The organism is Micromonospora sp. NPDC051296 (genome assembly GCF_040682255.1).
GTDB lineage: Bacteria > Actinomycetota > Actinomycetes > Mycobacteriales > Micromonosporaceae > Micromonospora > Micromonospora craterilacus.
Genome location: NZ_JBFBAO010000494.1, coordinates 1 through 4,120 on the forward strand (window position 1 = coordinate 1; position 4,120 = coordinate 4,120).

At 74.1% G+C, this 4,120-nt stretch carries 4 protein-coding genes and 1 pseudogene; 2 read left to right on the top strand and 3 right to left on the bottom strand.

Going from position 1 to position 4,120, the window contains the following annotated elements; translation table 11 throughout:
• Window positions 1-596, top strand: a 596-nt coding sequence (locus AB0M52_RS31600; RefSeq protein ID WP_363961279.1) for an aminotransferase class III-fold pyridoxal phosphate-dependent enzyme, incomplete at its 5' end; no start/stop codon positions are given.
• 64 nt (window positions 597-660) lie between these two features.
• On the opposite strand, the gene AB0M52_RS31605 is transcribed toward AB0M52_RS31600, so the two are convergent.
• Window positions 661-1,809, bottom strand: coding sequence for an FHA domain-containing protein (locus AB0M52_RS31605; protein WP_363961281.1), 1,149 nt, complete (start codon window positions 1,807-1,809; stop codon window positions 661-663).
• Window positions 1,806-2,099, bottom strand: a complete 294-nt coding sequence (locus AB0M52_RS31610; protein ID WP_363961283.1) for a 4a-hydroxytetrahydrobiopterin dehydratase — start codon at window positions 2,097-2,099, stop codon at window positions 1,806-1,808. The genes AB0M52_RS31605 and AB0M52_RS31610 overlap by 4 nt, the downstream gene beginning before the upstream one ends.
• Window positions 2,100-2,270: 171 nt before the next feature.
• Between AB0M52_RS31610 and AB0M52_RS31615 the strand changes: the two genes are divergently transcribed.
• The gene (locus tag AB0M52_RS31615; protein WP_363961285.1) at window positions 2,271-3,032 is read left to right on the top strand and encodes a hypothetical protein; all 762 of its coding nucleotides are present in this window, start codon (window positions 2,271-2,273) and stop codon (window positions 3,030-3,032) included.
• A 68-nt stretch (window positions 3,033-3,100) separates the two neighbouring features.
• On the opposite strand, the pseudogene AB0M52_RS31620 reads toward AB0M52_RS31615, so the two are convergent.
• A pseudogene (locus AB0M52_RS31620) lies at window positions 3,101-4,120 on the bottom strand (hypothetical protein); the annotation flags it as partial.

Consider the following 4,120-nt stretch of genomic DNA (forward strand, 5'->3'; position numbering starts at 1 on the left):
TGCCGCCGGAGGGCTACCTGCCGGGCGTACGTCAGCTCTGCACCGAGCGCAACGTGCTGTTCATCGCCGACGAGATCCAGTCCGGCCTGGGCCGCACCGGCACCACCTTCGCCTGCGAGCAGGAAGGCGTCGTCCCGGACATGTACCTGCTGGGCAAGGCGCTCGGCGGCGGCATCGTGCCGGTCTCCGCGGTGGCGGCCGACGCGGACGTGCTCGGCGTACTCAAGCCGGGCCAGCACGGCTCCACCTTCGGCGGCAACCCGCTCGCCTGCGCGGTGGCCACCGAGGTGGTCCGGCTGCTGGCCACCGGCGAGTTCCAGCGCCGCTCGGCCGAGCTGGGCGAGCGGCTGCACGCCGGCCTGCGCGGGCTGATCGGCAAGGGCCTGGTCGCGGTCCGCGGCCGGGGCCTTTGGGCCGGCCTGGACATCGACCCGGCGCTGATGAGCGGCCGGGATGCCTGCGAGCGACTGATGGAGCGCGGTGTGCTGGCCAAGGACACCCACGGCTCGACCATCCGCCTCGCCCCGCCGCTGGTGATCACCGAGGAGGAGATCGACCACGCGGTGGCGCAGCTGGCCGCCGTGCTGGCCGGCTGAGAAGTCGTACCACCGGACGGGCGTCGGGACCACGGTCCCGACGCCCGCCGTCGTCTGCGGGACCTCAGCGGGGCAGGCGCATCGCCATGGTGGGCGCCTCGGCCATGACCGAGTCGGGGTTGTACGGCGCACCCGTCGGCAGCTCGCCGGGACGGCCGATCTGCACCCCGGGGTAGAGCTCCACCATGTCACCGGTGCCCAGGACGCGGGACTGCTGCGGCGCCAGGGGGATCCGGTCCGCCTCCGCCATCGAGCCGCCCGGCCGTACGCCGGAGCCGTTGGTGCTCACGTCGGTGGCGACGACGTCAGCGCCACGCAACTCCAGCCGGAGGTGGCTGCGGCTGATCCACCGGCGGGCCTCGTCGTTGAGCCACTGCCCGAGCATGATCCCGCCGGAGCCGTCCGGCGCCCGGCCGACCACCGCCGGCTGCTCCTCGGTGAGCACGAAGCGGCGCCGGATCAGGCCGCCGACGCGTACCGCGAGAACCTCACTGCGCGGCCGGGGACCGGCGTCGCGGAGCCGGCTGCCGTGCCGGGGGCAGGTCGGCACGCCGTTACGCAGCGACGGTGGCGGCTGACCGGACGGCACGCGGTCCACCGCGGCCAGGTCGGCGAAGGCACCGCCGCCCCCGCCGCCACCGAAGAGGGTGCAGCCCGACTCCGGGCACCGCCACTCCCGGGTGAGCAGCTTGGCGCCGGACGGCGACGGCGACCCGACCACCGGCGTGTGGCCCCCGCCGACGTGGGCGATGAAGACCGGGCCACCGGCGCCCGGCACCGGGGCGAGCGCCCGACCCGGCTGCTCCACCAGCCAGGGGAACCGCCCGCGCAGGCCGTCGAAACGGACCCGGCTGAGCACCGGCAGGCCGAGCAGGTCGGCCACCTCCAGCATCCGGTCACCGGGGTTGTCGAGCACCTCGACCTTGCCGTCGTCGGCCCAGCGGCGGACCACCATCCGCTCGTTGGAGGTCAGGTCGGCGTCGGAGAGCACACCCCGGTGCACCACCGCGTAGACCGGGACGCTGTCCTCCTCCATGCTGCGCGCCAGCGCGTCGATGACCATGCCGAGGCGCAGCGTGCTGGCCGGGCGTCCGCCGTCGAGGTCCTGGTATCGGATGATCTCGGCCAGGTCGAGCACCGCGCGGGCCAGCTGCGGATCGGTGCAGACCCGCCCCTCGATGGCGTCCAGCACCTTGCTGATCTCGAACCTCATCGGGCGGCCTCCACGATCTCGTCGATCAGGCGAGCCAGCTCGACGTCACGCATCGTGACGCCGCCGGCCGAATGGGTCACGCAGCGGAAGGTCAGGGTCCGCCACCGGATGTCGATGTCGGGGTGGTGGTCCCGCTCCTCGGCCGTCACGGCGACCCGGTCGACCACCGCGATGGCGTCCGGGAAGCTGGCCAGCTCCACGGTGCGGGTGATCCCGGTCGGGTCTCCCGACCAGCCCGCCAACCCACCCAGTTCGTCTCGCACCGCCGCCGCGGTGAGCACGTCTGCCATGGCCAGACCCTACCGGTGGCACTCGGAACACCGGCGACCTGCGGCGCTCCCGGCAGCGCCGGCGGCGGAGAATACGGGCAGCAGCCCCGAACCCGGGCGGCTAGGCTGCTGACCGCCGGGCCAGCCCCGACCGGAGGGACTCGTTACGGCCCGCCACGAGGAGACGATCCGATGCGCATCAGACGGTTGGCGACCACGGGGGTCGCACTCGCCACCGCCCTCAGTCTCGGACTGACCGGCTGCGTCCCGACCGCGACCCGGGACGCGGCCTCCCCCTCCGCCTCGGCCAGCAGCGCGCCGGCTGACCCGCGGGCCGAGCTGACGGCCGCGCTGGAACAGCTCAACAAGCAGAGCGCCCAGGTCGAACTCGTCTCGCCGATCATGAACGCCTCCGGGGCGCTGGATCCGCTGAGCAAGACCTCCGACATGACGCTCGACATGGGCGCCATGGGGAAGATGCAGATGGTCAGCAGCGGCGACGACGTCTACCTCAAGATGAGCGGCAAGCTGGCCGGGCCCTCCGACAAGTGGCTACATCTGGACATTGCCAAGCTCGGCGACGACAGCCAGCTCAAGACCATGGCCGATGGCGACCCGGGCAACGTGACGGGAATGATCAAGAGCATCGTCGCGGTCGAGCGCACCGGCCCGGGCAGCTTCGCCGGCACCCTGGACTACACCAAGAGCGTCGGCGAGGACTCCGACCTGGTGCAGACGTTCGGCGACAAGGCCGCGGCCGTTCCGTTCACCGCCACTGTCGACGCGGACGGCCGGCTGACCGAGCTGATCATCGACATGACCGCGCTCGACCCGAGCCTCGGCGAGATGCGAGTCACCTACTTCAACTTCGGCAGCCCGGTGACCGTACGCACGCCTCCGGCGAGCGAGGTCGAGACCGCCCCGGCGGAACTGCTGGACGCCTTCGACACCTGAGCGATCGACGGCCTGACCCTGGTACGAAGAGCCCCGCCGAGGGTGCCCTTCGTACCAGGGATCCAGGATCAGCTCATCCGGCCGACGGCTGAGCGCAGCCGGAGCAGGTCGCGGCGGCGGCGCTCGTAGGTGGCGGCCAGGCCGATCAACGCCAGCCCGGCGGCGGCCAGGAAGACCCAGCGCGGCAGCAGATCCCAACTGCGCACCAGCTCGTGCAGGGCGAGCAGGGTCAGGGCCACCCCGCCGAGCACCACCGGCGCCTGCCAGCGGCGGACCGCCCCGAGCAGCGTCGCGGTGAGGGCGGCGGCACCGAGCAGCAGCCGCCGCCACGGCTGCGGGTCCGGGCCGAACAGCACGGCGGCCAGGCTGGGCAGCAGCACCGCGGCCAGGCCCGGGCCGAGCGCGAGCCAGCTGGTGAACCCCGGCCGGGTACGCAGCGCCACCGCGCCCGCGCCGAGCGCCAGCACCGCCAACGGCACCGTGTACGCCTCCAGCACCGTCACCCCGCCGGCCACCAGCAGCAGCCAGACGGCGAGCACTTCGCTGCCACCGGCGATGCCCGCGAAGACCCACCGCCGCCCGATCGACTCGCCCCGGGTCAGCAGTCGCACCCCGACCGCGGCACCCCACAGCACGCAGACCGTCGCGCCGTGCCGGGGCGCGCCGGCGGTGAGCAGCAACGCGACCAGCGCCACCGCCTGCGCGGCGGCGTCCAGCGCCCGACCCACCAACCCCGCCGGCCCGACGCCCGCGGCTGTGTCCGGCACGGTCGCCCGCCGGGTGGCCGACGTCGCGGCGAGCGCGAGGGCGAGCGCCGCCACGCCGAGCACCGCGAACGCGGCCACGCGCAGCGGCAGCCCGCCGGCCAGCGGGGCGGTGACGGCGAACCCGGTCGCCGCCGCGACCGCGATCAGCCAGCCGGCCAGGCGTACCACGGGATGACGTGCGGCCGCCCCGGCCACGGCTGCCGCCACCACCAGCAGGCCCAGCCCGGCCAGCGTGCCGGCCCGGGTGGCCTGGAGGTTGAGCAGCCCGGCCCCGGTCAGCACTACTCCGACCGGCACACCGGCTCCGACGAACGGGGCGGG